This window comes from Pseudarthrobacter sp. L1SW (assembly GCF_020809045.1).
In the GTDB taxonomy this organism is placed as follows: Bacteria; Actinomycetota; Actinomycetes; order Actinomycetales; family Micrococcaceae; genus Arthrobacter.
On record NZ_CP078079.1, the window covers coordinates 2,585,389 to 2,611,648 of the forward strand.

Genomic DNA, 26,260 nt, shown 5'->3' on the forward strand with positions numbered 1-26,260 from the left:
GCCGGTAGGCTTGATCCCGTGAAGACCAGCGCGCCCTCCTCCTCCATCGAGGACTACGTCAAGGTCATCTACTCATTCACCGAATGGCAGGACAAGCCCATCACGTCCTCCCAGCTGGCGCAGCGGCTTGGCGTGGCCAATTCCTCGGTATCGGAAATGGTCCGCAAGCTGAAGGACCAGGGCCTGGTGGACCACAAACCGTACAGTGCCGTGAGGCTCACGGACGCCGGGCTCCGGCTCGCCCTTTCCATGGTGCGGCGCCACCGGCTGATCGAGACCTACCTCGTCCAGCAGCTGGGGTACAGCTGGGATGAGGTGCATGACGAAGCCGAGCTGCTGGAGCATGCCGTCTCGGACACCTTCATCGAACGGGTGGCAGCCAAGCTGGGCAACCCGCAGCGGGATCCGCACGGCGATCCCATCCCCACTGCCGACGGCAGAGTATTTATGCCCCGCGCGCACCTCATGGGGGAACTTGATGAGGGCCACACCGGACGGATTACCCGGATCAGCGACGACAACCCGGAACTGCTCCGCTACCTCGCCGCCGAGGAGATAGACCTCGACGCCGAGGTGGAGGTGGTGGGCCGCCGGCCCTTCGGCGGCGCCCTGGTGGTGCGGATCAGCAACTCGGGCCGTGAACGGAACTACGACCTCGCCGACGAGGTCACGTCGGCGCTGTGGGTGCACAGCGACCATCCCCACCCGGGCTGCCTCCTCGGGGACGCTGACATGCCCAAGGCGTGAGCCCGCTGAAGACTTCCGGCGCGCCGGAGGGCCGCGCCTGGCTTGCAGTGGCCGCGGGCGCCCTGATCGGCACCGAACTGCGGTATGGGCTGGGTATCGCGTTTCCTGAACCGCCCGGCGCCTTCCCCTGGACCACGCTGGGCATCAACGTGGCCGGCAGCTTTGTCCTGGCCGTCCTGACCACCGCCTGGATGGCCCGGCCACGGACCGCGTTCTGGCTGCGGGCAGGGCTGGGGCCGGGTCTGCTGGGCTCCTTCACCACGTTCTCCGCCGTGGTCTTTTCCACGGACCAGCTGGCCAGGGCCGGGCAGCACGGCGTATGGGCCGGCTACCTCGCGCTGTCGCTGCTCCTTGGCCTTACCGCCGCCGGCGTGGGATGGCGGGCAGGGAAACTGGCTGGCCGGCGCCCCGGGGTCCGCCGGTGACCACGGCTGTCCTGGTGGGTATTTTCGGCGTGGCGGGTGCCCTCCTGCGCTTCGGCGTCGACAGCTGGTTTGCGCACCACAGCTCCATCCGCAGTTCACGTGCCACTGGCAGCGCGGAAAGGCTGCACTGGCCCTGGGCCACACTGCTGGTGAATGTGGCGGGCTGCTTCATTATCGGTGCCGCCCACGGTGTTACTGTCCAATTGGGTCTGGGGGCCGAGTGGCAGGCAGGCCTGGCAGGAGGGCTGGCAGGAGGGCTGACCACCTTCAGTTCGTGGACCACCGCCACGGTGCGGCTGCTCAGTGAGGAACGCTTCGGCGCTGCCGCAGTGAATATTGCGGCCAACCTGGTGCTGGGTTTTGGCGCGGCAGCGGCCGGGATTGCCCTGGTGTCCTGAGACCAGCCGCGCCGGCCGGTCCTGGGGCAACCCTTGCGAGTCAACGCTGGGGGTGCTGATTTGGCGGGCTCCCGTATCGTGGATGGTGATGATTAGCAGACGCGACGCGGCCATTGCCCTTGACGTACCGATGGAGATGGCACAGCGCCATGGCCTTCCGAAGTGGATGACGGAGGCCGAGCTGGGTGAGATTCTGGACAACCCGCCGCCATGGCTGGTCCAGTCCCGAGCCAACCGCACCGGCAAACGCCCGGTGTGGGTCCATCTGGAGTGCGCGGTCTGCGGCTACGAGGAAGCAGCGCGTCCCAAGAAATGGTGGCCGGACTTCACCTATGTGGTGTGCGGACACCATGATCCCCAAGACGTTCCCCGCGTGCGCGAGGGGTACGTCCGCAGCGAGTTCGACGGCGTCGGGACGCGTTTTGTGGGCATCGCCGACGTCCCTGTTCCGGACTGATTCCATACCACCTTCCGGCCATTACATTCGGGGCCGAATAGGCGTAACTTACGAAGTGGGACGCAGCCCGTCCCCTGTTGTAAGGAGCACGCCATGCCGGACAAAACACCCCACCAGAACCTGGCAAAGAAGCCGGTCAAGACCATCAAGGAAAAACGCGCCGAGAAGAAGTCGAAGAATCCTGAAGGCGCCCAGGACCCCGTGGCCCACCTGAAGAAGCGCCGGTAGCTTTACTGGCCGTTCGCCTGCATCTCTTCGGGAACGGCCACCAGGTCCTCTTCCCTGCCGTGCCTCAGCACCCTGATCTGCAGCGGCTGGCCGATCGCATCGGCGAACAGCAGCTTCTGCAGACTCTCAGCGTTGCTGACGGCGCGGCTTGCTGCGGTCAGGATGATGTCGCCTGCCTGCAGTCCCGCACGGTCTGCGGGTGATCCGGCCAGCACCTCCACCACCCTGAGCCCCTCCCGCTGGCCTGTCCTGATCACTGCGCTGGCATTCAACCGGATGGGGGTGCTGACCACCCCGAGGTAGGCGCGCCTGACCCGGCCGTCGTTCAGCAGGGCAGCGATGATCCGCCGTGTTGTTGTGTTGATTGGCACGGCAAGGCCCAGCCCGGCTCCCGCCACCGCGGTGTTGATGCCGACTATCCTGCCGTGCGCGTCCGCCAGGGCACCGCCGGAGCTGCCTGGGTTCAGCGCCGCGTCGGTCTGGATGACGTCCTCGATCACCCGCCGGTTGCCGCCCGCCCAGACGGGGATGGAACGGCCCAGGCCGCTGACCACCCCGGCCGTCACCGATCCTGCCAGCCCGAGCGGATTCCCGACGGCGATGACCAGCTGGCCCACCCGCAGCGTCTCGGCGTCGCCGAACTGGGCGGGGGCCACCCTTGGTGCTTTGCCGCGGACCACAGCGAGATCCGACAACGGATCCACGCCCACGAGCTCGAGATCGGTCCGGCTGCCGTCGGCAAATGCGGCGTGGCCCTTGTTGGTACCGGCCACCACGTGGGAATTCGTCAGCAGGTAGCCGTCCTCGGTAAAGAGGACCGCAGAACCTGCCCCCACGCGGAACCTGCCGTTCCGGCGGGTGCTGGTCATTTCTATGGCCGCGACGTGCGGCGTGACGGTCTCAGCAACCCGCATGACCGTCTCCGAATAGGAGTCCAGCGCGCCGTCGTCGTACTCTTCGGGACTGGGCTCACGCATCTGGTTCATGGGGCACCTCCTGGCTGCTCCGCCGCTGGTTCCGGCCGCTTCCGGCCCGGCCTGGGCCGCGGCGCCGGATCTTATAGAGGACAACCCATGGATGTCGGCCGCTAGTCCCAGGCCCGCTACGCCGTCGGTGAACAGGCAAGCCGCGCTTAAACACCAAAAGACCCGGACGCAATGTCCGGGTCTTTCAGTCTGCCTTGCGGCATTTTCAAAATGTGGAGATGGGGGGAATTGAACCCCCGTCCGATGTCGTGTTGTCAGGGCTTCTCCGGGCGCAGTTTGCGTCGGATTTTCTCGGCCCCAGCCATGCTGCAAACAGCTGGCTGATCCGGGCCCAGTCATCTAAGAGTCCCGCTCACCCCGATGACGGGGGTAAGCAGCAGTGGCTATCTAAATGACGCCAGGTTCCGGGGCAATAGCAACCTCGGGCTGACGGACTGTCTTACTGCTTAGGCAGCAAGAGCGAAGTCAGTGCGCTTAGAATTGGCACTTATTGGTTTGCAGACAGCGTTTACGAGATAATTCTGCATCCTCGGCCCGCTTCACCTGTCGCGACTAACATCGTCGAAACCGATCATCCCCGTATTTTGTTACCAAACCGGTGGGTTTCCCCGCCGGACTATCAATAGTAACGCATGATCCGCGGGATTCATTCCCGGGCGCAGTTTCCTAGCGGCGGCGGTTGCGTTCCCGCATCTCTCGTTGGGCTTCACGGTTGTCCTGCTGCTCGCGGAGGGTCTGGCGCTTGTCGTACTCGCGCTTGCCGCGGGCCACGCCAATCTCCACCTTTGCCTTGCCGTCAACGAAGTAGAGCTGCAGCGGGACGATGGTGTAGCCCGATTCCCGCACCTTGTGGGAAATCTTGATGAGCTCCTCGCGGTGCAGCAGCAGCTTGCGGCGGCGGCGCGCGGCGTGGTTGGTCCAGCTCCCCTGGTTGTACTCGGGGATGTGGATGGCCTCCATCCACAGCTCGTCGTTGTAAAAGGTGCAGAACCCGTCCACCATGGAGGCGTGCCCCTCCCGCAGGGACTTCACTTCGGTGCCCATGAGCGCGATTCCAGCCTCGTAGGTATCCAGCACGTGGTAGTCATGCCGGGCCTTACGGTTGGTGGCCACCACTTTACGGCCACTTTCTTTAGGCAAGGGAAAGCTCCTCAGTTGAAGAATCGGATGTCCTCCGGCCTGGCCGGCGCGGAGTCATACCAGTCTACGGCAGGCTGCAGGCCGCGCTACAGCAGGCCCATCGGGTCCACGGCGGTGCCGTTCAGCCAGGTTTCGAAGTGCGCGTGGCAGCCCGTGGAGTTGCCTGTGTTGCCCGAGTAGGCAATCAGCTGCCCCTGCGAGACCCGTTGACCGTTCGACACCACGATGCTGGCGTTGTGGTAGTAGATGGTGTTCAGGGTGTTGCCCGCAATCAGGCCGTGGGAGATCTTGACCCGCCAGCCGCCGCCGTCGGCAGAGTTCCAGCCCGAGCTGAAGACCTCGCCGGCTGCTGCCGCGTAGACAGGCGTGCCGCAGGCTGCGCCGAAGTCCAGCCCCGTGTGCATGTAGCCGCCCTGGCCGTAGAAGTCAATGGTCCCCGGCGGGGTGGCGCGCCAGCCGAAGCCGGACGTGATGGGCACGCTGCCGTCAAACGGGTGCCGGAGGCCAAAGGCCGACGGCGACCCCACAGGCGGCACAAAAGGCTGGACCGGGGGCGGCGGCTGGTTCCTCGCTGCCGCGGCTGCCGCGGCAGCGGCGGCGGCTTCTGCCGCCAGCCTGCGCTGTTCGGCCTCCCAGGCCTCGCGGAGCTTCCTGTCGCGTTCCTGGATCTCCGCGGCCACCGCGTTCTGGCTGGCCTGCACGCCGGCGAGCTGGGACTGGATGCCGGGCTTGGCCGCCTGGAGCTCGGCATCGAGGCGGGTGGTGTCCGCTATGAGCCGGTCTACTTCTTCCTTCTTTGCGGCCGCTTCATCGCGTGCCGCCTTCTCCCGCTCGAGGGCTGCGTCCGCCTTGGCCTTGAGGTCCTTGATCTCGGCTTCCACGGCCTGGAGGCGGGCTTCGGAGTTGACGTTGGTGGCGTTCTGCTGCGACAGCTTGTCCATGGCAGCGTTCTGGCTGCGCATGGCCTGGTCCGCCAGGTCCATGGTTTCGGTCAGGCTGCCGCCGTTGTTGGCCCCGAAGAAGAGTGACAGGTTGGACGGAACGCCGCCGGATTTGTACGCCTGTGTGGCGATTTGCCCGATCAGTTTCTTGGTGTCGGCAATCTTCTGCTTGTCCGTTTCAAGCTGCTGCGTGATTTTGGCCTTGTTCTGCTGCGCCATGTCCACGCGGGCGGAGAGTGCCTCCACTTCCTTGACGGCACCGGCTACGCGCCCCTGCGCCTCGAGGAGTGCCTGCTGGGCGCCGGGCAGCTGGCCCTGGTAGATGACCAGGTCGCTGGCCGCCTTGGCAATGCGCGAATCAACGAATTCCAGGGACTGCTGGACGCGGGCCGCCTCTGCCTCCAGCGCCTTCTGCCTGTCTTCAAGCTCGTCAGCAAAGGCCGGCGCAGAGGATGAGGCCAGGCCTGCGGCGAGGACGACTGCCAGCACGCCGCTGAGGATGCTTTTGCGGGGCGCCGTGCGGCGGCTGTTCAGCCGGTGTCGCGGCGACGTTTGGTCCGTTAAGTTCATGGGCATTCCTTGTTCGGTTTGCATACCTAGACGCGAAGGTATCTGCGCAAGGTCAAGAGAGACGAAATTCCGGCCAAGGATCCACCAAGGATTATCAGTGCCGGCGCGAGGATCAGCGTCTGGCCGGCGGAGATGAAGGCTGTGTCCGGGTACTGCTGGGCCATGTAGTCGCCCAGGAAGAAGTGGGCCACGGCCCAGAGCGTGGCTGAGGCCAGGGCGGCGCCGATGACGGCGGCAATGACGCCTTCCAGGATGAAGGGGAGCTGGATCACTGTCTTGGAGGCACCCACCAAGCGCATGATGCCTGTTTCACGCCGCCGGCTGAAGGCGGAGAGCCTGATGGTGGTGGCGATCAGGAGGATGGCGCACACGATCATCACGCCGGCGATGCTGACGGCCACCAGGGAAGCGCCGTTCATGACCGAGAACAGCCGCTCAAGGAGCTGGCGCTGGTCGATCACTGTTTCCACCCCGGGCTGGGAAGAGAAGGTCTCGCTGATGATCTGGTACTTTTCCGGATCCTTCATGTTGATGCGGAAGGATGCCGGCAGCTGGTCCGGCGTGACCGAATCCACGATGGGCGAATTCGAGAACTGGTCCTTGAAGTGCTTGTACGCCTCTTCCTTGGACTCGAACTGGAAGTCGTTGATGTACTGCGCCACCGCCGGGGATTCCAGCAGGGCGTTAAGGCTCTCCTGCTGCTCGGGGGTGACTGGGCCGCTGGCGCAACCTGCCGCCGTCGACCCTTCACTGCACAGGAAGATGGCCACCTGGACCTTGTCGTACCAGTAGCCCTTCATCTGGTTGATTTGCATCTGCAGCATGCCGGCCGCGCCCACGAAGGTGAGCGAGACGAACGTGACCAGGATGACGGAGACCACCATGGAGAGGTTGCGGCGGAGGCCGCTGCCGATCTCACCGAGGATGAACGCGAGCCTCATCGCTGTCCCTCGCCTTCCCCGGGCAGGCCCGCTTCAGGGTTTTCCCGGCCGCTCGCGTCCTTGAGCCTGCGGGACTGGCCAACAACGGGAATCATCGAGGTGTAGAGCGCCTTGGCTTCGTCACGGATGACGATGCCGTTCTTGAGTTCCACGACGCGTTTACGCATCTCGTTGACGATGTCGTCGTCGTGCGTGGCCATCACCACGGTGGTTCCGTTTTGGTTGATCTTGTCCAGGACACCCATGATGCCCATTGACGTGGTGGGGTCCAGGTTTCCGGTTGGCTCGTCGGCGAGGAGGATCCCGGGGCGGTTGACCACGGCGCGGGCAATGGCCACGCGCTGCTGTTCGCCGCCGGAGAGCTCGTGCGGCATGCGGTGCTCTTTGCCCTCGAGGCCAACGGTCTTCAGGACCTCGGGGACGGTGTCCCTGATGACGCTGCGGCTCTTGCCGATGACCTGCATGGCGAAGGCTACGTTGGCGAAGACGTTTTTCTGTGGCAGGAGACGGAAATCCTGGAAGACGACGCCGATTCCGCGGCGGAGCCGGGGGACGCGCCAGCTTGAAATCTTGGCGACGTTCTGGCCGGCAACGTAGACGGCGCCGGAGGTGGCGCGGTCTTCCTTGAGCACCAGGCGGAGGAAAGTGGACTTGCCGGAGCCGGATGCGCCCACCAGGAAGGCAAATTCGCCGCGGTCAATCTCAAGGTTGACGGAGTCCAGCGCAGGCCGGGCTTTCTGGTCGTAGACCTTGGTGACATTTTCGAATCTGATCATGGCCCTAAGTACCCTGCAGGGCACGGCTGATTCTGATGCAGCCCAGTTCTGCAGCCGGTGCGCGGGTTTTCGTTTGGGGGAAGTAGGGCCCCGGCCCCTCGACTATACGCAGGAGTCGCTGCGCATCACGCTGTTATTCGGGGGCGTGTCGGCTAATTCGGTCCTGGCCTTTGCGGCCGCTGGGCCTACTTAGCGGCGTTGCGGTTGTCGGTGCGCCAGCGGATCCCGGCGTCGATGAAGTCGTCGATCTCGCCGTCGAACACGGCCGAAGTGTTGCCCACCTCGTGCTCGGTCCGCAGGTCCTTGACCATCTGGTAAGGGTTCAGGACGTAGGACCGCATCTGGTCACCCCAGGATGCCTTGACGTCGCCGGCCAGGGCCTTCTTTTCGGCGTCTTCCTGTTCCTTCTTGAGGAGCAGGAGCCGGGACTGCAGGACCCGCATGGCGGCGGCGCGGTTCTGCAGCTGCGACTTTTCGTTCTGCATGGACACCACTGTGCCGGTGGGGATGTGGGTGAGGCGGACGGCGGAGTCCGTGGTGTTGACCGACTGGCCGCCGGGGCCGGATGAGCGGAACACGTCGACGCGGATCTCGTTGTCCGGTATTTCGATGGAGTCTGTCTGCTCGATCAGCGGGATCACTTCGACGGCGGCGAAGGACGTCTGGCGCCGGCCCTGGTTGTCAAAGGGGCTGATGCGGACCAGCCGGTGGGTCCCAGCCTCGACGCTGAGTGTGCCGAAGGCGTAGGGAGCCTTGACTTCGAAGGTTGCCGACTTCAATCCGGCCTCCTCCGCGTAGGAGGTGTCCATGACCGTGGTTGGATACCCGTGGCGTTCGGCCCAGCGGAGGTACATGCGCATCAGCATCTCCGCGAAATCGGCGGCATCCACGCCGCCGGCACCCGCGCGGATGGAAACCACGGCCTCGCGCTCGTCGTATTCACCGGAGAGCAGGGTGACAATTTCGAGTTCCTTCAGGGCCTTCTTGATGGACTCGAGTTCTGCCGCCGCCTCCCCCATGGAATCGGCGTCGTCCTCGTCCTGGCCCAGCTCCACCAGGACCTCGAGGTCATCGATCCGGGCAGCCAGCTTGTCGAGGCGCTCCAGTTCCGACTGGCGGTGCGAAAGGCGTGATGTGATTTTCTGCGCCGCTGCGGGGTCGTCCCACAGGTCCGGTTCGCCTGCCCGCTCGCTCAGTTCGGCGATGTCTTCCTTCAGTGCCTCTACGTCGGAGACCCGCTCAATGGAGTCGTAGGTGGCGCGGAGGGCGCGGATTTCAGCAGAAAAATCAATATTGGCCATGGTTGTTTAAGCCTACGCTATCCGCGGCAGGGCACCGGCGTGCATCAGTTGGCGCCCGGGGCAGGGCCCCGGATAGCGTCAGTGGGCGCCCGGGGCAGTCAGCGGGTGAGCCGCGAGCGGGCAGTGGACGTCGCCTCGATCCTGATGCCGTCGGGCACCAGGAAGTTCACCACCGGCGGATGGACTGCGGCGGTCAACACGACGACGGCGGTGGCGCCGTCAGGACTGCCTGTTGCCCCCGTGACTGCGAGGCCGTCGAAACGCTGTGAGGCGGGGCTCCTTGCGAGGAAGTCGGCTGCGACGCTCCGGACCCGGGCCGGGTTGAGGGTGGCCGACGGGCTGCCGCCCTGCGTTTCCACCTCACCCAGGGTGTAGCTGTCCGCAGCAGCCAGGGAGGCGCCGTCGGCCAGGGAAAGGAGCCGCTTGTGCTCCAGGTAGACGGACGATATGCCGATCACCACCGTTGCCACCAGCAGGGCCAGCGTCATGTACCCGAGGATCATCACCATCATCTGGCCGTCCTCGCCTGAGGTACTCGTGGTTACTGCCCTGGTGGTCACCTTCCTGGTGGTCACGGTCGTGGCGGTCACCGTCCTGGTGGTTACTGTCCTGGTGGTCACCGTCCTGGTGGTCATCGGAACCGGCCCACGAGCTGTGTCGACGATGCCTGTACCTCGCTCGCGGCCAACCGGAACCCCTCGTCAAAGGGCACAAACGGCAGGGGCACCGCCAGCGTCACCGTGACGGTAACCGCGGCGCCTGCAGCATGGCAGTCGGAAGGATTGCAGGATGTGGCAACGCTGGCCTCGTCTGGCTGGTGCCCAAAGTCGGCGAGGGCGATTGCGACAGCCTGCTCAGCTGCAGCCTGTGCTGTTGCTGCGTCAGGCTGCGCCACGTAGACCTTCGCCGCCTGGTCGGCGGCTCCCACCACCGCAAAGGAGCCGCCCTGGATTTGCCCCACCGTGATGACGAAGTAGACCAGCGGCACCATCAGCAGGAGGGCAAGGAAGGTGAATTCAACTACCGCGCTCCCCTGTTCATGCTTGTGGGCAGGCTCCTGTTGTCCATCAGTTTGCGGCGGCATCCGGCAAAGGGCTTCGGCGAGCCGTGCCTTGAGCGGAGACCACCCGTACTCATGGCGGAACCGCCGCATGCCCCTTCACCTCCAGCATCTCCCGGGGACCGATGAGTCCGATGACGGGCATAGGAGCCCGGACCGTCACTTCAAGGGTCCGAAACCCTTGGACAGTTACTTCACTTGTGCTGACGTGCTCCGCGAATCCGGCGTTCAGCGCAACATCGATCAGGCCGCGGGTCCGCTCCTCAGCGTCTGCGGCTCCCCGGTCGGCGAGGGTTCCGTAGCGGGCGCCTGAAGCCGCAGCATCGATCAAGGTATTGCGGACGTGCAGGATCAAGGTCAGCTGGATGATCGCCAGGAAGAACATGGTGAGGAGGCTTCCCACCAGGACGAAGTCCACCACTGCCGAGCCCTGCTCCCGAGGCGCGGGCAGCCCGTGCTTCGTGGTGGCCCGGCCGGCATGACGGGAGGACCGCGTCACCGGCTAGCTTCCGACCTTGTCCATCGCCTGGTTGAACATCGACTCCAGCGCCGGACCGGCAAGTGCCAGCAGCGCGGCCACCAAGACAGCGGACATCAAGGTGATCATGACCCAGCCTGGGACGTCTCCCCGCTCATGGTGGTCATCAGCGTGGCTCCCTCTCGAGGCTAGGCCGGCGCCCAGGAGGGCGCCCAACACCAGCAGCATCGATACCCAGCGGATACCCATGGTTTTCATTTCTCGTCCTCTTCCTGATTCGATTCTTTGAGTTTCTTGCATGCCGGTGTTGCGTCTTCCTAGAAGCCCAGGTTGATGGCGGCCAGCCCCGGAAAAACGGCGAAGACCACGGTGAGTGGGAGCACACCAAAAACGAGCGGCACCATCATGGCGATCTCCTTCTTGCCGGCGGCTTCCATGAGATCCCGTTTGGCTGTGTCCCGCACGTCCTGGGCCTGGGCACGGAGCACGTCCGCGAGCGGTGTGCCCCGCTCGACTGCCACGATGATGCCGTCAACAAACCTGACCAGTGGCGCCAGGTCCGTCCGCCCGGAGAATTCCTGCAGTGCCGTGACCAAGGGTTTGCCGGCCCTGGTCTCGGCAAGAACGTTCGAGAACTCCTTGGTCAGTTCCCCCTTGGCACTGCGGCACACCCTGTCCAGCGCTCCGGTTGCGCTCTCGCCTGCGCTGACGGCGAGCGCCATCAGTTCAGCGAGACTGGGGAACTCCGCCATCATTCGGGCTTCCCGCCGGCGGACTTGCACCCCCAGCCAGTAGTCACGCAGCATGAAGCCGCCCACTGCGCTGCCAAGGATTGCCACAGCCGCGAACAAGGGGCTGAACCTTCCCGCTGCTGCCCCTATGAGGGTGAATCCAAGGGAGGCCACGAAGCCGGCAGCAGCCCACAGGAGCTGCTCTGCACGGAAGTCGATGGACGACTTGTTGATTCCTGCCTGTGCCAGCCTCCGGGCGGTGGCTCCCGGTGATGGGTTCAGCCTTCCCAGCGCCGCCATGCCGTCACGGAAGACCGGACGGAGTATCCTTTCGAGCGGTCCGAAGGGTGTCAGGTTCTGCTCCCCCGCGTTCAGCAACCGTGATTCGAGGTTCTGGGACTTCAGCTGCGGCTCGATGCGTTGCGCCAGGGTGGTGGCACGCATTAGCGGGGACCTAAAGACGATAAGCCACAGGCCGGCGCCCATTGCGGCCCCGCAGACGACGGCGGCTGGTGGTATTTCGATCATCTCAACACCCGCTCGTCCTGCGGCAGAGCACCAATCCTCAGCATGATGGAGTAGCAGACCAGCGAAACCACCAGGCCTCCGAGCAGGACTGCAGCACCTACGGCTGTGTTGTACGCCTGCACCGCTTCAGGCCGTGTTGCCAGCAGTATCATGACGATCCATGGGGCAGCGACAGCAAGGCGCGCCGCATTGACGGTCCAGGACTGCCTCGCCTCCAGCTCGCTGCGGGTGCGGGCGCTTTCGCGCAGGAATTCAGCCAGCGTGCCGAGCATCTTCCCCAGATCGGAGCCGCCGACTTCCCGGGTCAGGCGCAGTGCCTCGACAATGCGGTCGGCAACAGGGTCCGCGAGCCGGTGTTTGAGCTTGCTAAGTGAGGCATCGAACTGACCTCCCGCGCGATAGTCGGCACCGAATTCGCGGAAGACGTGCCGCAACTCTTCGGGGCCTTTGTCCCCCAGCTGGATCAGTGCCTCGGGCAGTGGCAAACCGGCGCGTATCGCGGACCGGAGGTGATCGACGACGTCGGGCCAAAGCTGCCGCAACAGGGCGCCTCTCTTTTTCGCCCTCCAGCGCAGGATGCTGATGGGGAGCCATGCAGCGAACAGCGCAAAGCAGCCGGCGATCGGCCAGGAGCGGCTGATAGCGTAGAAGACCAAGGCCACGAACAGTCCGAGGCCCAGGCACGTGCCAATCAACCCGCCAGGAGATACTTTGTCCACTCCTGCAGAGGCGAGAAGGTCTGCCAGGCGGCTGGCCTTCCGCTCCCGCGGACGTTGTTCCGGCGACTCCCAGCAGGACCACCAGATGAGGAACAGACCCGCCCCTGCCGTTACCCCCAGCAGCGCCGACGTCATCGCGGATCCAGCAAGGCCGCGACGTCGTAGCCTGCTCGGTTGAACTTTTCAGCGGCAGGCATCGAGTTGGCCCTTGGCTGAAGGGTGCCGTCCACCATGGCGAACACCGGGGAGGACTCAATGATGCCGTTCTCCACCCGCCGTCCCAGTGACAGGATCTCCGTTACTTCCCTGCGTCCATCGGCGTGCCGGCTGCAGTGCACCACCAGGTCGATGCAGGAGGCCACAGTCGGGACAACGAAGGCGCTCGAGATGTTCTCGCCCGCGAGCAGGGGCAGTGTGCAGATCTTGGTGACGGCGTCGTGTGCTGAATTTGCATGAACGGTGCACATGCCTGGAAGACCACTGTTCAGGGCGATAAGCATGTCCAGGCTCTCCGCTTCACGGACCTCGCCCACCACCAGGCGGTCGGGCCGCATGCGGAGGGCTTCCTTGACCAGCCGGCGAAGCGGGATCTCGCCTTCGCCCTCGAGGTTCGGCTGCCGGCACTGGAGGCCGACGACGTCGCGCAGGGGAAACTGGAGCTCGAAGATTTCCTCCACCGTGATCACGCGTTCCCTGCTGCCGATGCTGGCCGCCAGGCAGTTCAGCATGGTGGTCTTGCCGGCCTGGGTGGCGCCGGAGACCAGGATGTTGAGGCCGCTTGATACGGCCGCGCCAAGGAAACGGGCTGATTGCGGCGTCAGGGTGCCAAGCTCAACGAGATGCTCAAGGCGGGTTGCCTTGACCACGAACTTCCTGATATTCACTGCCCAGTGCTTCCGTGTCACATCCGGAATGACGACGTGGAGCCTGGAGCCGTCGGGCAGGGCTGCATCCACAAAGGGCGAGGACATGTCCAAGCGGCGGCCTGAGCTCTTGAGCATCCTCTCCACGAGGTCCCGGACCTGCTGCTCGGTGAGGCTGAGGGAGGTAAGTTCTGATTCGCCGTTGCGTGCCACAAAGATTTCATTGGGCGCGTTGAGCCAAATCTCTTCGATTGAGGGATCGTCCAGCAGGGGTTGAAGCACGCCGAAGCCTGCAACGGCGTCGAAGAGGAACCTGCGCGCTGCATCCAGCGGACCTATGGGAGGAAGGGGTCCCATAAGCGCTCTCTCGTCGTAATCCGTGACTGCAGCCTCAACAAGCCGGCGCACCTCACCAGCCTGGTGCAGCGGATCCAGACCCCGACGACGGATTAGCTCGCGGACCTCGTCCTCGACAATTCCAAGCGCGTCCATTTGTTCCCCAATACAACTGCCGCCCCCGGCGGAGGCAGTGCAACTGGGATAAAGACTAGGCACCGTACAACATGCTGCCAAGTCATAAGGATTGTCTGTGGATAAGCGCAAGATAGCCACAGGATCAACACATGCACCATCCGCACCACTGTTTACACCAGCAACACGGTGCTATGGTGAGCGCGTTAAGTGTCAAAACCCCTGTCCGTCTGGTTCCTGGGGAACCAGCCGGAACAGCAACCCAGATGAGGGCTCTCCGTCGGAGCGCCTTGTCTCCGGAGCCAATATGAAACGGAACCTGTCTCAGTCCCGTCACCCCGTCAGGAAGTCCCTTGGGATAGTCCTGCTGGCCGCTTCCCTGGTGGCCGGCCCAGGCCTGGTGGGTATTGCTTCCGCCGTTGAGCCTGCTCCGACGCCGACAACCTCCACGCCGGCGAGCGATCCATCGCAGACTGCATCACCGTCTCCGACGGTTCCGACGCCGGCCCCTTCTCCAGAAGAAACCGCACCCGCAACAGCCCCCGCCGCCCAGCCCACTGCAGAGGCTACGCAGTCGATGGCGGAAGCAGTCGGCGTCGGCGGGGCGGAAATGGGGCAGCGGTCCGCTCGCGTTACCGCGTCGGCTCCTTCGGAGTCGTTCAGACGGCTGAGCACGGAGCCGTTGTCCGCCCAAGGCACTTGGATGCCCACTTTTGGCATCCAAGGACTGGACGTGAGCGGCCACCAGCCGAGTGTGGACTGGCAGCAGCAGTGGAATATGGGCGCCCGCTTCGCCTACGTCAAGGCTACTGAAGGCAATTACTACACGAACCCCTCCTATGGCTCCCAGTACCAGGGGTCCCGCAGCGTTGGAATGATCCGGGGGGCCTACCACTTCGCCATACCCAACTGGTCTTCCGGAGCGGACCAAGCACGTTACTTTGTCCAGAATGGCGGGGGCTGGTCCGCAGACGGGTACACGATGCCGCCCGTCCTGGACTTCGAGTTCAACCCGTACGAAGGCCGCACCATTAACGGCTTCTACTTCGGTAACACCTGCTACAACATGGCGCCGGCCCAGCTGCAGTCCTGGGTTCGGGATTTTGGCAACACTATGCAGGCACTGACCGGCAGGCTCCCGGTCATCTACACCAATACAAGTTGGTGGAACCAGTGCCTTGGCAATCCTGCCGGCTTCGGTGATTACCCGCTTTGGGTTGCGGCGTACCCCAGTTCCCCCACGAACAACGCCGGACCGGTTCCCACTGCCAGCTGGAGCACTTACAGCATGTGGCAGTACAGCAGTACGGGCCCGTTCGCTGGTGACTCCAATGTCTGGAACGGGGACTACTCCCAGCTGAAGACCTTTGCCTCAAGCGGGACTGTTCGGTCGAGTCTAAAAATCTCGGCGGTTGGGGATGCCAACAGCGATGGTAGGTCGGACCTGGTCGCTCGCCGGCCTGACGGATCCTTTTTGCTACACCGTGGAACAGGCAATGGCAGCTACCTGGCGGGCCAGCTCATCGGCACCGGGTGGAACATCTACGACACAACTGTTGGGGTGGGTGACTCAAACACAGACGGTAAGCCTGATCTCATCGCCCGCCGGCCCGATGGAACCCTTTGGTTCTATGCGGGCGACGGTGCCGGTAACTATAAACCAGCCCGTCAGATAGGTACCGGATGGCAGATTTTCGACACCATTCAGGGCGCAGGCGATACAACCGGCGACGGCATTTCTGACATCATTGCCCGACAGCCGGACGGCGCTCTCTGGGCATATGCCGGTGACGGCACCGGAGGATACCGAATCGGACAGAAGATCGGCACCGGCTGGCAAATCTATGACCAGGTCAGCAAAGGTGACGATCTGAATCGCGACGGAAAGCCCGACCTGGTGGCCCGCCGCCCAGACGGAACACTCTGGTTCTACGCCGGCGACGGCACCACCACGTATCAAAACGCCCGGCAAATAGGGTCCGGGTGGGAGATATACGATCACATACTCGGCGCTGGCGACAACAATAACGACGGCAAATCTGACATCGTAGCCCACCGCCCCGACGGAAGCATCTGGTTCTACGCCGGCGACGGCATGAGCAAGCTAACCGACGGATACCAGCCGGCCGCGAACGTCGGATCAGGGTGGGACAGCCGTGATCGCGTCTCGGCGGTTGGGGATGCCAACAGCGATGGTAGGTCGGACCTGGTCGCTCGCCGGCCTGACGGATCCTTTTTGCTACACCGTGGAACAGGCAATGGCAGCTACCTGGCGGGCCAGCTCATCGGCACCGGGTGGAACATCTACGACACAACTGTTGGGGTGGGTGACTCAAACACAGACGGTAAGCCTGATCTCATCGCCCGCCGGCCCGATGGAACCCTTTGGTTCTATGCGGGCGACGGTGCCGGTAACTATAAACCAGCCCGTCAGATAGGTACCGGATGGCAGATTTTCGACACCATTCAGGGCGCAGGCGATACAACCGGCGACGGCATTTCTGACATCATTGCCCGACAGCCGGACGGCGCTCTCTGGGCATATGCCGGTGACGGCACCGGAGGATACCGAATCGGACAGAAGATCGGCACCGGCTGGCAAATCTATGACCAGGTCAGCAAAGGTGACGATCTGAATCGCGACGGAAAGCCCGACCTGGTGGCCCGCCGCCCAGACGGAACACTCTGGTTCTACGCCGGCGACGGCACCACCACGTATCAAAACGCCCGGCAAATAGGGTCCGGGTGGGAGATATACGATCACATACTCGGCGCTGGCGACAACAATAACGACGGCAAATCTGACATCGTAGCCCACCGCCCCGACGGAAGCATCTGGTTCTACGCCGGCGACGGCATGAGCAAGCTAACCGACGGATACCAGCCGGCCGTCCCCGTAGGGAGCCTCTAGCGGGACGGCCAGCACCTCCCAACGGAGCGGACTTTCGTTGGGAGGTGCTGCGCTTGTTGCTCCACAGATTGGAGCCCACCCAAGTAGTCAAACTGTCGCAGTACTGCACAAGCAGGGTTCAGCCGAATCCGCCACAGGACTTGCGATTTCCAAGTGACTTATCGCCTCTACTGAGGCCAGGAACTCGTCAGAATTCGTGGTGTGACAGGCCGTCACGGCGAATAACTTTCAACCAGGCCGCTCCCGGTTCCAATTAGCAGCTGGCCAAGACCAATCTCACTGCGCCGGTGAAAAGAAACAGCCACAGAGACGCATTTTCTGGTTTCGCAACAGTGGACCGGGGGTGGAATGGATATTCTGAGAACACATCGTGGACAGAACGTCACGGCGGCTTGAAAAGGCATCGACACGTGATCCCGAGGACACGTCCAGACTCGATCAAGCCAGCTTGGCAACAAGCCAGTCGGTAGTTGCTTTCACGGTCTGGCCGGGTCCACATGCTTGATCGATCCGGGATACTCCGGTCCAGAAGGAAGCTCATCCTGGTTCACAGCGACTGCAGGCGCCTAACCGGCCCCGCGAGGAAAACCGGCTCTCTGTGGTGGCGAAACAGGTTCCGTGCCTTGAAAGCGGAAGGCCGCCTAGCCCTGCTGCCGTGGATGTACTCTATGCAAGCATCAAGTCAGGATCTACGAGCCTTTGATCTGGGCCAACTGCCCGCGCAAGACCTTCACCGAGGAACAGCACAAGTCCCTCACCGGGCACGGACCACCGCCGGCTTCGGATTCCGCGGCCCGACGCTGCCCGGACTCGCTGCCATGGCACCGCGGATGCCCGGCTGGATAAACAACGCCCCCGGTCCGTGCTGCTCTTCCGCGACCCACCGCTAACGTTTGGACACGCCAGGAACCGTGGATTATCGCCATTATGGACCTGGATACGGCCAGATTGCGGGGATAGTGGACGGCCGTAACAGCGAGAAGTCAGGGCATTGGATTACTGCGACGGCGCTACGACCCCTTCATCATCCTCTTCGCAGTCTGATGCGTTAGGTTTGAATATCCAATGCTTGTACAACAAAAAATTCCACGCCGTCGTCATTATCGTAGAAACAACCTTGCCTACCTGGTAGCCCGCACCCAGCCAGTCGAAAACGTTGACTATGACATCAATTGCTAGCGTATTGAACACCACAAGAAGGCAATATTTGATGAAACTGACGCTCTTGCCGTTATCGGCCCGGAAAGTAAAGATCCGCTGCAGGGCATAATTAAAACCAAGGCTAACAAGGAAGGCAATAGGAGTCGCGAATACAAGATCAACGGAAAATACCTCGTGCAGAAGCATAAGCAGTCCGAGGTCGATGGCGAACGAAACTCCGCCGACCATAATGAATCGCGCGATCTCGTTGTCGAGCACAATCTTGGAATGCCGTTTCAGCACTTATCCTCTTATTTCAAGTTGGACGGCGCCGGTTTGGCACACGTTGGGCGTAAGGAACCATCACAGTCAAAGGTCGGCAGCCCCGGCAAATGCTCTGCGACTTCGGGGCCGTTCAACTGGTGGGCCGTTCGCGCCACTATGGCTTCGCTATAGGCTAGCATACTAGGGTTGTCGGAAGGCTAGGCCGCTTCTCGTGGCTGCATCGCGACAGCGTGAGCCACTGACGCCCAGCCTCGACTCCCTAGGATTAACCTTTGACAGCCACAGCGTTACCAGTACCTGAGCTTGCCGTTCGAAGAAAGTCGTTCTTTTCCCAATTTGGGAAGAAGGACAACCCGCTTCGAATCGCGGTCATAATTCTCTATATCACTGTTGTAGTTTTGGGAGCTACCACTTCATCTATCGGGATGCCGACACTCAGGGAGAATCCCGCTGAACCATTGGGGCTTCAACTAGGTGATGCGTCTCCAATTCGCTCAGATGAGTACAACGCCTTTTCGCCTATTGTGCTTTCTATTATGGCGACAGGGGCTGCACCGACGACAAGCGTCCTGGCTGCTCCAGCAGACTTAACACACCGCTATTCTTCGGGTGGATTTTTCGAGACGTTAGTATTTTTCGATTCATCTTTGCTGTATACCGCCTCTTTTTTGCCGGACGCAATGGTTTTTGCGGCCCACTGGTGGCTGCCGGCGTTACTTCTGTTCCTTTTCCTGCCAACATGGTTTGAGCAAGTCGGCTCCAGCCGTCGCTGGGGATGGATGGCAGCTTTCCTGATAGCACTATCGCCGGCCGCCTCGTGGTGGACCATGATGCCGATCCAGTTGATCGCCTACACGATTGCTGGATCCAGTCTCGTTCTGTCTGCGTATCGGAGATTCACAGCAAATCAACGAGTTGTACCTGTCATGCAATCTCTCGCAGCTGGAATATTGATCGCAGGGCTGCCGAGCTTCTACATCCCTTGGTCGCTCGTTCTAGGCCTGCCCATCCTCGTCGCGTCAATCGCCTGGATTCTTGCTCACCAGGGACAGTGGAAGCCGAAGCTGCTGGCTTTGGGCTGCGCAGGCTTTACCGCGATGCTTTTTGCAGCCGGGATGCTGTGGGAGAACCGCCAAGGCATCAACGCCTTGCTGCAGACGGTCTACCCAGGGTCCAGGAGGTCGACAGGAACAGCTCAGTCTTTTGCCTTGCTGTTCGGAGCGCCTGGTTTGGCTCCGATGCAAGACATGCTTCCCGTTGGCATCAATCAGAGCGAGCTATCTACGGCCTTCACCATAACTTTTGTATGGGCGCTGTTATTGGTAATGAATCTGAATTTGGTTGGACAGCTTCGTGAAAATGCCGCTATTATCGTCGTTGCGTGTTTTGGCATTCTTTGGCTCCTCTGGTGCACTGTAAATTTCGGTGACAGAGGTTCTTCCATACCGCTTCTGAATTATGTACAGCCTGCGCGAGCTGCCCAAGTATGCGGCATCTTGGGTTCAATACTTGTATGTCTTCTGTTGGCTCGGTTGCCATCCATCAAGGTAGCTTGGAAGCTTCCCCTGATAGCTGCCGGAACCTGCACCCTTGTCACGGCGTACGCCGTCTCTTCGCTTCAGTTGTCCTACCTCCCCGAGATGGCAAGTTCGTCAATTGCCGCCGCGGCCATTGCCGTCGGCTTATGTGTTTTCTGCGCCACTAAATTTGCTTCCAAGGTGTGGCCCATAGTGCTGATATCTGGATTGGCCGCAATTCCGGTATTCAGCGCCAATCCCTTGCTTTTCGGGCTTGGCGATTTGAGGAATTCAGAAACTGCCAAGTATCTTTCAGTCGAGGGCAAACGGGCAGCTGAAACCAATGCTGTGTGGGCGTCGGACTTCGGCGCGTTCGACACCGTAATGCTGGCCAACGGGGTCCCCTCGATGAGCGGACTGCAACGTTCAGGCCCCGACACCGACCAATGGAAGAAGTTGGATCCTGGCACCGTCCACGCAAATGAGTGGAACCGTGGAGGCGGATTTATCCATTTTCAGTGGACAGCAGGGGAACCTCTGACCTTTGAAGCTCCCGTGCCTGATACCACTGTTGTTCGCATAGACCCTTGTGACCTGAAGCTCCGCTGGCCGAGCCTTCAAGCAATATCTTCCTCGCGAAGTCTCGATGCAGGATGCCTTATTCCCGAGCGGACGTTGACATGGTCCGGCAAGGAGTTCTTCGTATACAAATTCCACTAGGTCGGTGATTTGCTGCAGTTCCGGCAGCCCTTCTAGAATGACGGCCGTGCTGGCGCCGTGAAAGCTAGCCCACAATCTGCCAGCGCGTTGCCAGCCCGACCCAAGGAAGCAAGCTTGATTTCAGTAGAATCACCCCCACCCGAGGCAGCCCGAAGGACCGTAAAGCTTCTCGCTTATGCGGGCCGGAAGGATAACGCACTACGCATAGCGATCGTTATCCTCTACGTGATCGTTGTACTGCTGGGGGCTACTACCTCCTCTATTGGAATCCCAACCCTTCGCCAGGATCCTGCCCACCCGCTCGGCCTGCAGATAGGAGCTTCTTCCCCTATCCGATCTGACGAGTACAACGCCTTCTCGGCCATAGTCCTGTCGATCATGGCTACGGGAGGAGCGCCAACGACGAGTGTCCTGGCTGCGCCCGCGGGCCTTGCCCACCGCTACCCTTCCGGTGGTTTTTTCGAGACCTTTGTGTACTTCGACTCGACTCTACTGCGCACCGCCACCTTTTTGCCCGACACGATGGTTTTTGCAGCGCACTGGTGGCTTCCCGCGCTCCTTCTCTTCCTGTTTCTGCCGAAATGGTTTTCACAGGTTGGTTCTGCGCGTCGATGGGGCTGGATGGCAGCCTTCCTTATTGCATTGTCACCGGCCGCTTCCTGGTGGACCATGATGCCGATCCAGCTGATTGCTTACACAATTACCGGCTCGAGCCTGATATTGTCCGCCCACAAGAGATTCGCTGAGGGTCAACGCGCTGTGCCTGCCCTGCAATGCATGGTGGCCGGCATCTTGATAGCAGGACTCCCAAGTTTTTACATCCCGTGGTCGCTGGTCCTCGGATTGCCCATCCTGGCGGCTACTGTGGGCTGGATCATAGCCTTCCGAGGGCGCTGGAGGCCGAAGCTACTGTCGGTGGGCTCCGCGGGGCTCGTAGCCTTGGTCTTCGGGCTGGGAACCTTATGGGAGAACCGGGCGGGGATCTCAGCTCTACTGGACACTGTCTACCCAGGGTCGCGGAGATCCTCGGGAGCCGCACAACCATTGGCGATGCTCTTCGGCGCACCAGCTTTGGGACCGATGCAAGACATGACCCCGGTGGGTATAAACGAGAGTGAACTTTCCACCGCTTTCACCATAACGTTTGTATGGGCTGCCCTACTTATAGTGTTCATCAGGAATCTGGGTTCACCTCGTGACAACGTGGTCATCCTCACTGTGGGCACTTTCGCTGTTCTATGGCTCACGTGGTGCACCGTCAACTTCGGCGAGCGGGGATCCTCAATCCCGCTCCTGAACTATGTCCAACCCATTAGGGCGGCCCAAGTCTGTGGCATCTTGGCCTCAGTATTGGTCTGCCTTCTCTTGGATCGATTGCCCAAGAGAGTAGGCTGGAGAGCGCCGACTGTAGCAGCAGCCTGCTGCGCTTTGGTGACGGCGTACGCGGCGTCCTTGCTCCAACAGTCTTATCTGCCCTTCATGACCCGTCCGTTGATTTTCGCCGCTGCCTTCACTGTCGGAGCGTGCGTATTCGTCACCACAAAATATGCGGCCAAGGTTTGGCCGATAGTTCTGACATCGGCCGTAGCAGTGGTTCCCATTATTGGTGCCAATCCGCTGATATTTGGTCTCGGTGACCTAAGGGATTCGGAAACGGCCACGTACTTGCGGAATGAAGGCCGGCAAGCCGCCGCGTCGAACGGTGTCTGGGCATCGGACTTCAGCCCTTTCGACACTGTCATGACTGCAAACGGAGTGCCAGCCCTCAGCGGTTTGCAGCGCTCAGGACCCAATACCGAGGCGTGGAAGAACCTGGATCCCGAAGCCAAGTACACGAATGCCTGGAACCGCGGCGGCGGATTCATCTTTTTTGAATGGACGGTAGGGCAGCCACTGGACATCGGAACACTTTCATATACGGCCGATGTAACGGTGGTGCGCGTGGACCCATGTATGCTCAAGGATCGCTGGCCAAGTCTTCAGGGAATATCGTCATCGCGAAGCCTCGATGCCCCATGCCTGGTGCCCGAACGCACACTCGCATGGGCGGGCAGGGAATTCTTTGTCTACAAGTTCCGTTAGAAACGCTCTGGCCTGCCGTGCACTGGTACCAAGTGCAAGGCAGGCCACCATGAACAGAGAAAGAGTTGTCGCATCGCTATCCCACGAGCAATCACTTTCTAGATCGGAGAACTGAATTTGGCTTCCAAAGCCGTTCCTGCTTTGGTGCGACGTTTTGGCGGCTTCGCAACATCCTTGGTCTTCTCAACCGGAATCAACCTACTCGCCATCCCGTTTGTCATCTCGACCCTGGGTAAAGAGACTTGGGGCGAGCTGGCCTTGGCACAGGCAACAGCTGCAATCTTCGGGATTGTAGTCGCATTCGGCTGGGGCACCGTGGGGGCTGCATTGGTTGCCTCACTTCCACCGCACGAACGTGCCCAGATGTTCCTCGACTCCTTGGTCAGCCGGACGTACCTCTTCTTCCTTGCTGCACCCCTAATGTTTGTCACGGTGCTGCTGCTGGCGAAAGTTGAACCTCTAGTCGCCGCGCTGGCGTCTGTATGCTATGTACTTCCATTCGCGGGTGCCTCATGGTTCTTCATCGGCCAGGCGAAACCGTGGAAACTGTTCCTCCTGGACGTCCTTCCTCAGGGTATGGGTCTCGTGATAGGCGTCGTAATGATCCAGTTCTTTCCCCAGCCCCTCGTCTTTGTCCTGTCCTTGCTGGTTTTCAACCTGGTGGCGGTCGTCTTGGGCGGGATCGGGGCACTGACGGGAGCCGCGCAACCGCCGAAGGCCGACTTCCGTTTCTTCCCCGCCATGAAGCGTCTCAAGGATCAGAAACATGGCGTCATTGCTGCCGGAACGGGCAGCCTGAACAGCAATTTACCCATGCTTGTTGTCAACCAGATCGTTACGGCTGCACTTCCCCAATATGCGTTGGCCGATAAACTCTTCCGTTTTGCGGTCGCAGGATTCGGCCCCATCCTCCAAGTCATCCAAGGGTGGATTCCGGAGGCCGGGCCAAGTCGCAGCGCCCTTCGCATACGGAAAGTAGCAAGGCTTACACCCGCCGTTGGACTGCTCGCCGGGATTTTCCTTGCCGTCCTTACGCCCTGGGCCAGCGCGCTTTTCTCAGGCGGCGCCATCAGTATCGATTATTCTCTCAGCATCCCCTTCGGGCTCATTCTTGGCGGGGTATTGGTCGCCCAAGTCGTTGGCCTCGCTTGTCTCATCCCGCTGGGGAAGGGAGCCGCTTTGGCCAGGTCCACAGCCATCGGGGCAGCTTTTAACATTCCATTGATGGTGGTTCTTGGTTCCCTTTTCCAAGCTCCCGGCGTTGCTTGGGCCGTCGGCATCGCTGAACTAGTCGTGGCCGGCTATCAACTCGCGGTTGTGCACAGCAGCCTCAAGCACCTTACGCTTGAGAAAGGAGCGGCGCCGCTCGCTGACTGAGCGTTGGTTTCGGGGCCGAGGGAACTGGCCCTTCCATGAGCTACCTCCTGCGGCCCTTGAGGAACATTTCAAACGGCGCACCGGCTACGAACTCCAAGAAACATGACAAGGCAACGTCTCCGCGCCTCAGTGCCAACACCAGCGCCCTGATGGTTGCTGTCCAGGTATGTCCGCTCTCGAACGGTGCTATGCCTTCATCAAATCCGGGAGCAGCCACCTTAACGCGGGTCCGAAGGGCATCTGCCATTACCTTCCGCCAACCGAAACTTAGCTCGTGTGCCGTCTTCAGCATAGCGAGCGGACCGAAGCTTCCCTGATACTTCCCTGCGAGCTGCCGCAGGTGCTTGAACGATCCAAAGAGGCTTTTCCGTCCACCGACTTCCCCTAAGACGTTTCCTCCGTGCTGCACATAGTCCTGCACGACGTTCTCAAGCACCGTCACTCCCCCCGTGGACTTGGCGCACACAGCCAGCCAATGGTCATGCACCTGCGAGATTGTGTTTAGGCGAGGGAAGGGCAGAGCCAAGTCCAGCAGCTCCCGACGGAAAAGGCAGAGACTGCCAGTTACCTGATTCTGGGCCAGCAATGCATCCAACGCGACGCTTTTCCGGCCGGTGGAGGATGAAACCACCTCGTTATCGGGAAGACGAACCACGCGTGCTTGCCCCGCGACCAAGCTGGCACCCGCAAGGTACGGGATCATCAGCTCCAGCTTCGAGGGATACCAGGAATCGTCCTGATCAGACAGCGCCACCCATACGGCCCGTTCCGGAACTTGTTGGACTGCCCTTTCGAAGTTTCCGTAGAAACCCAGCCGGTCATCAAAGCCAACCACCCGGAACCGTTCGTCCCCACCCAGTTCCCTCGAAACGAAGTCGCGGATCTCATGGAACCCGCCGTCTGCAGAGATCAGACATTCAAAGTTAGCGTGTGTCTGGTTTTGGATGGACCGCAGCTGAGCCGCAAACAGTGTCCAGTCCGGCTTGTAGGCAGCAAGGGCGATGATGCCGAATGAGCTCTTGTCGTAAGACATGGACCGGTTATTCCGCCATCACACGCTGGCCGAGGTACTCTTCCAGTGCCTCCCGGGCGGGTCTGGGCACAAATCCTGACTCTTTAATCTTCGTCAGGTCCAGAATGCTGTGAGGCGGCCGGGGTGCAACGTCCTTGCCCTTGAAGTATTCCTCAGTGCTGACGCCGGTGACAGCGGCCCGCGGCTCCCCCACGAGTTCGTAGACGTCTCCGGCGATGTCCGCCCAAGACTGGGCGTCGCCGTCGTTGCTGAGGTTGTATGTGCCGTAGTCCGCTCCGGATTCCAGCAGGTGCCGGATACCTGCTGCGATGTCCACGGTGAAGCTCAGCCTGCCAATCTGGTCGTTCACCACCGACGGCTTGATGCCCCGAACTGCGAGGGAACCCATGGTGCGGACAAAATTGTTGCCGTCGCCGATAACCCAACTGGTCCTGACAATGTAATGCTTCGGAACAACGCTGACGACGGCGTCTCCCGCTGCCTTTGTCTGGCCGTAAACTCCCAGCGGAGAGAACCCCTCAGACTCGTCATGGGCGTGACGGGCGCCGTCAAAGACGTAGTCTGATGAAATGTGCACCAGTGTCAGGTCGTGCTCGACGGCGGTCCTCGCCAGGAACGACACGGCCGTCACGTTGTTGGCCCAGGCGGCGGCACGTCCTTCCCGGGTTTCTGCTGCATCGACAGCGGTGTAGGCAGCAGCGTTGATGATCGCCGAATAATTCTTCCAGTTGTAGGCCGCGAAGGCCTCCTGCCTGGTGATGTCGAACTCGCCGCGGCCGACGAATTCGACGGATGCCTCGCCGTCGTACTCTGCTCGCAGCGCCTTGCCAAGCTGGCCGTCCGCACCCACCACGAGGATCTTCCTAGGTGGCATGGGCACCACATCCGCCAGCCGGGGGTGAGCCCGGTCCTTGTCAGAAAGTTCGGCGCGCTCCAAAGGGATGGGCCACCGGACTGCGGCCGACTCATCAGCAAGGTTCAGGAACGTGTATTGGCTCTGCGCATCGGCAGACCAATGGTCATTTACCAGGTACGTGTACGCCGTGTTGTCTTCCAGCGTCTGGAATGCGTTGCCAACACCCCGGGGGATAAAGATTGCCTGGCTGGGATCCAGTTCGGTGGTGAACACCGCGCCGAACGTTGGCCCCTCGCGAAGATCTACCCATGCGCCGAAAATTCGTCCCGTTGCAACCGAAACGAATTTATCCCAAGGCTCCGCATGGATTCCGCGCGTGGTTCCTGCCTTCTCATTGAAGGAGACGTTGTTTTGGACAGGTCGGAAATCCGGCAGTCCAAGGGCCATCATCTTTTCCCGCTGCCAATTTTCCTTGAACCAACCGCGGTTATCACCGTGAACCGGGAGGTCGTAGACGACGACGCCGGGGATGGCCGTTTCGTGTGCCGTCAACTTCTTGGAGAACTCGATGGCCATCGT

General features: G+C 61.5%; 25 protein-coding genes and 1 other RNA gene. 9 read left to right on the plus strand and 17 right to left on the minus strand.

Annotated elements, in window-relative coordinates:
• The first annotated feature begins 18 nt into the window (after positions 1-18).
• The 5 genes from KTR40_RS11925 to KTR40_RS19025 all read left to right on the plus strand — a co-directional run bounded on the left by KTR40_RS11925 (position 19) and on the right by KTR40_RS19025 (position 2,255).
• Entirely contained in the window at positions 19-747 is a 729-nt protein-coding gene (locus KTR40_RS11925) for a metal-dependent transcriptional regulator (protein WP_228403873.1), read from the plus strand.
• A gap of 5 nt (positions 748-752) precedes the next feature.
• Positions 753-1,172, plus strand: a complete 420-nt coding sequence (locus tag KTR40_RS11930; RefSeq protein ID WP_228406119.1) for a CrcB family protein — start codon at positions 753-755, stop codon at positions 1,170-1,172.
• Positions 1,169-1,570, plus strand: a complete 402-nt coding sequence (locus tag KTR40_RS11935) for a CrcB family protein (RefSeq protein ID WP_228403874.1) — start codon at positions 1,169-1,171, stop codon at positions 1,568-1,570. Before KTR40_RS11930 ends, KTR40_RS11935 begins: the two co-directional genes overlap by 4 nt.
• Before the next feature lie 88 nt (positions 1,571-1,658).
• On the plus strand, positions 1,659-2,027 hold the full coding sequence (locus KTR40_RS11940) for a hypothetical protein (protein ID WP_228403875.1): 369 nt from the start codon (positions 1,659-1,661) through the stop codon (positions 2,025-2,027).
• 93 nt (positions 2,028-2,120) lie between these two features.
• Positions 2,121-2,255, plus strand: a complete 135-nt coding sequence (locus KTR40_RS19025) for a hypothetical protein (RefSeq protein WP_255707894.1) — start codon at positions 2,121-2,123, stop codon at positions 2,253-2,255.
• Between the two features lie 2 nt (positions 2,256-2,257).
• Here the strand turns inward: KTR40_RS19025 and KTR40_RS11945 are convergent, their stop codons facing one another.
• The 14 genes from KTR40_RS11945 to KTR40_RS12010 all read right to left on the minus strand — a co-directional run bounded on the left by KTR40_RS11945 (position 2,258) and on the right by KTR40_RS12010 (position 13,781).
• Positions 2,258-3,241: a S1C family serine protease gene (locus tag KTR40_RS11945; RefSeq protein ID WP_228403876.1), complete on the minus strand. Its 984-nt coding sequence runs from the start codon at positions 3,239-3,241 to the stop codon at positions 2,258-2,260.
• A gap of 210 nt (positions 3,242-3,451) precedes the next feature.
• Positions 3,452-3,820: a transfer-messenger RNA gene (gene ssrA, locus KTR40_RS11950) on the minus strand.
• Between the two features lie 87 nt (positions 3,821-3,907).
• Complete coding sequence (gene smpB, locus KTR40_RS11955) at positions 3,908-4,381, minus strand: SsrA-binding protein SmpB (RefSeq protein ID WP_009356865.1); 474 nt, start codon at positions 4,379-4,381, stop codon at positions 3,908-3,910.
• Between the two features lie 86 nt (positions 4,382-4,467).
• Complete coding sequence (locus tag KTR40_RS11960) at positions 4,468-5,892, minus strand: M23 family metallopeptidase (RefSeq protein WP_228403877.1); 1,425 nt, start codon at positions 5,890-5,892, stop codon at positions 4,468-4,470.
• Positions 5,893-5,918: 26 nt separating this feature from the next.
• Complete coding sequence (gene ftsX / locus KTR40_RS11965; protein WP_104998417.1) at positions 5,919-6,833, minus strand: permease-like cell division protein FtsX; 915 nt, start codon at positions 6,831-6,833, stop codon at positions 5,919-5,921.
• On the minus strand, positions 6,830-7,609 hold the full coding sequence (gene ftsE / locus KTR40_RS11970; RefSeq protein ID WP_157241790.1) for a cell division ATP-binding protein FtsE: 780 nt from the start codon (positions 7,607-7,609) through the stop codon (positions 6,830-6,832). The genes ftsX and ftsE overlap by 4 nt, the downstream gene beginning before the upstream one ends.
• 185 nt (positions 7,610-7,794) lie before the next feature.
• Positions 7,795-8,910, minus strand: coding sequence for a peptide chain release factor 2 (gene prfB, locus KTR40_RS11975; RefSeq protein ID WP_139029676.1), 1,116 nt, complete (start codon positions 8,908-8,910; stop codon positions 7,795-7,797).
• Between the two features lie 98 nt (positions 8,911-9,008).
• Complete coding sequence (locus tag KTR40_RS11980) at positions 9,009-9,545, minus strand: pilus assembly protein TadG-related protein (protein ID WP_370633127.1); 537 nt, start codon at positions 9,543-9,545, stop codon at positions 9,009-9,011.
• Positions 9,542-10,063, minus strand: a complete 522-nt coding sequence (locus KTR40_RS11985) for a hypothetical protein (protein ID WP_228403878.1) — start codon at positions 10,061-10,063, stop codon at positions 9,542-9,544. Before KTR40_RS11985 ends, KTR40_RS11980 begins: the two co-directional genes overlap by 4 nt.
• Positions 10,044-10,355 (minus strand): TadE/TadG family type IV pilus assembly protein, encoded by a 312-nt coding sequence (locus KTR40_RS11990; protein WP_255708908.1) that lies wholly within the window; start codon positions 10,353-10,355, stop codon positions 10,044-10,046. Before KTR40_RS11990 ends, KTR40_RS11985 begins: the two co-directional genes overlap by 20 nt.
• 117 nt (positions 10,356-10,472) lie before the next feature.
• On the minus strand, positions 10,473-10,706 hold the full coding sequence (locus KTR40_RS11995; protein ID WP_171059022.1) for a hypothetical protein: 234 nt from the start codon (positions 10,704-10,706) through the stop codon (positions 10,473-10,475).
• A 59-nt stretch (positions 10,707-10,765) separates the two neighbouring features.
• A complete protein-coding gene (locus KTR40_RS12000; protein ID WP_139029678.1) occupies positions 10,766-11,707 on the minus strand; it encodes a type II secretion system F family protein in 942 nt (313 codons plus the stop codon).
• Positions 11,704-12,561: a type II secretion system F family protein gene (locus KTR40_RS12005; protein WP_228403880.1), complete on the minus strand. Its 858-nt coding sequence runs from the start codon at positions 12,559-12,561 to the stop codon at positions 11,704-11,706. The genes KTR40_RS12000 and KTR40_RS12005 overlap by 4 nt, the downstream gene beginning before the upstream one ends.
• Positions 12,558-13,781: a CpaF family protein gene (locus tag KTR40_RS12010; protein ID WP_228403881.1), complete on the minus strand. Its 1,224-nt coding sequence runs from the start codon at positions 13,779-13,781 to the stop codon at positions 12,558-12,560. Before KTR40_RS12010 ends, KTR40_RS12005 begins: the two co-directional genes overlap by 4 nt.
• A gap of 712 nt (positions 13,782-14,493) precedes the next feature.
• Here KTR40_RS12010 and KTR40_RS12015 point away from each other — a divergent pair.
• A complete protein-coding gene (locus tag KTR40_RS12015) occupies positions 14,494-16,671 on the plus strand; it encodes a GH25 family lysozyme (protein WP_370633128.1) in 2,178 nt (725 codons plus the stop codon).
• Between the two features lie 996 nt (positions 16,672-17,667).
• On the opposite strand, the gene KTR40_RS12020 is transcribed toward KTR40_RS12015, so the two are convergent.
• Positions 17,668-18,114 carry a GtrA family protein gene (locus KTR40_RS12020; protein ID WP_228403883.1) on the minus strand — a complete coding sequence of 149 codons (447 nt, stop codon included), beginning with the start codon at positions 18,112-18,114 and terminating at the stop codon, positions 17,668-17,670.
• A gap of 254 nt (positions 18,115-18,368) precedes the next feature.
• Between KTR40_RS12020 and KTR40_RS12025 the strand changes: the two genes are divergently transcribed.
• From KTR40_RS12025 to KTR40_RS12035, 3 genes are all read left to right on the plus strand, one after another.
• The gene (locus KTR40_RS12025; RefSeq protein ID WP_228403884.1) at positions 18,369-20,333 is read left to right on the plus strand and encodes a hypothetical protein; all 1,965 of its coding nucleotides are present in this window, start codon (positions 18,369-18,371) and stop codon (positions 20,331-20,333) included.
• Positions 20,334-20,447: 114 nt separating this feature from the next.
• Positions 20,448-22,415: a hypothetical protein gene (locus KTR40_RS12030; protein ID WP_228403885.1), complete on the plus strand. Its 1,968-nt coding sequence runs from the start codon at positions 20,448-20,450 to the stop codon at positions 22,413-22,415.
• Between the two features lie 117 nt (positions 22,416-22,532).
• Positions 22,533-23,792 carry a lipopolysaccharide biosynthesis protein gene (locus KTR40_RS12035; RefSeq protein WP_228403886.1) on the plus strand — a complete coding sequence of 420 codons (1,260 nt, stop codon included), beginning with the start codon at positions 22,533-22,535 and terminating at the stop codon, positions 23,790-23,792.
• Positions 23,793-23,832: 40 nt separating this feature from the next.
• On the opposite strand, the gene KTR40_RS12040 is transcribed toward KTR40_RS12035, so the two are convergent.
• Both KTR40_RS12040 and KTR40_RS12045 read right to left on the minus strand, forming a co-directional pair.
• Positions 23,833-24,825, minus strand: a complete 993-nt coding sequence (locus KTR40_RS12040; protein ID WP_228403887.1) for a glycosyltransferase — start codon at positions 24,823-24,825, stop codon at positions 23,833-23,835.
• Positions 24,826-24,832: 7 nt separating this feature from the next.
• Complete coding sequence (locus tag KTR40_RS12045) at positions 24,833-26,257, minus strand: bifunctional dTDP-4-dehydrorhamnose 3,5-epimerase family protein/NAD(P)-dependent oxidoreductase (protein WP_228403888.1); 1,425 nt, start codon at positions 26,255-26,257, stop codon at positions 24,833-24,835.
• Positions 26,258-26,260 lie beyond the last annotated feature (3 nt).